Origin of the sequence: Vibrio genomosp. F10 str. ZF-129 (assembly GCF_000287055.2) — a bacterium.
Lineage (GTDB): Bacteria > Pseudomonadota > Gammaproteobacteria > Enterobacterales > Vibrionaceae > Vibrio.
This window is the reverse complement of record NZ_AJYQ02000066.1, coordinates 1-700: the sequence shown is the minus strand read 5'-3', so window position 1 is coordinate 700 and position 700 is coordinate 1. Positions and strand designations below refer to the sequence as shown.

1 protein-coding gene is annotated in these 700 nt (G+C 41.0%); it reads right to left on the bottom strand.

Annotated features, from left to right (window positions below; translation table 11 throughout):
• Positions 1-160 precede the first annotated feature (160 nt).
• Complete coding sequence (locus tag A1QO_RS06940; RefSeq protein WP_017040977.1) at positions 161-643, bottom strand: hypothetical protein; 483 nt, start codon at positions 641-643, stop codon at positions 161-163.
• Positions 644-700: the final 57 nt, after the last annotated feature.

Genomic DNA, 700 nt, shown 5'->3' with positions numbered 1-700 from the left:
ACACTACCCTCACCTCAAAACCTTTCAATGCAATAGGCCGCCTAACGCCGCGTTAAGTAGTGAGCAACGCTACCACCTAACCTAAACTATTACACCGTAAACACTAAAACTGACTTGAACTGAAAATGCCGAGCGTTGGGAATCTGTCTTAAACGCTTTGTTATGGCGCTGACCTCGACGTTAGTTCTTGTATATCAATTAGATCGACTTCCCGACCCAATATTCGCTTGTACTCGACTAAGTGATGAACAGGGATTACTGGCAATACGATACCTTGATAGTCTTTTTCAACTGACGCTGAATAATCAATTTCAAGTTGATACCAAGAACTGTCTAAAGCCGATTGTATCTTTGTATTTTGAGATAAACCGATTTCAATTTTTTGATTTTGGTAAACCAACTGGAAATACTCTAAATCCCAACCGTATTCAGTATAACGAGTTAACGGTTTAGATATAAATTGAGATACGTGAGCCAAGAGCTTATTAGCATCAGAGTTGTGGATATAAAGGTCTATGTCTGCAATTTCACGGCTGCCACCATGAATAGTTGCAGCTAATCCACCGACAATTTGGTACTCAATGCTCTCTGCATCCAAAAGTCCTTTCAGCCACTTTAAGGCTACTTTCACTTTCTCACTCATCTAGTTCCCTTAGCTGAAATTTTGCCCTGCGCCATAACGCCTTACTAAGTGGCGCTG

Coding starts and splice junctions, on each gene's coding strand:
- A1QO_RS06940 (WP_017040977.1), bottom strand. CDS start 643: ATGAGTGAGAAAGTGAAAGTAGCCTTAAAGTGGCTGAAAGGACTTTTG.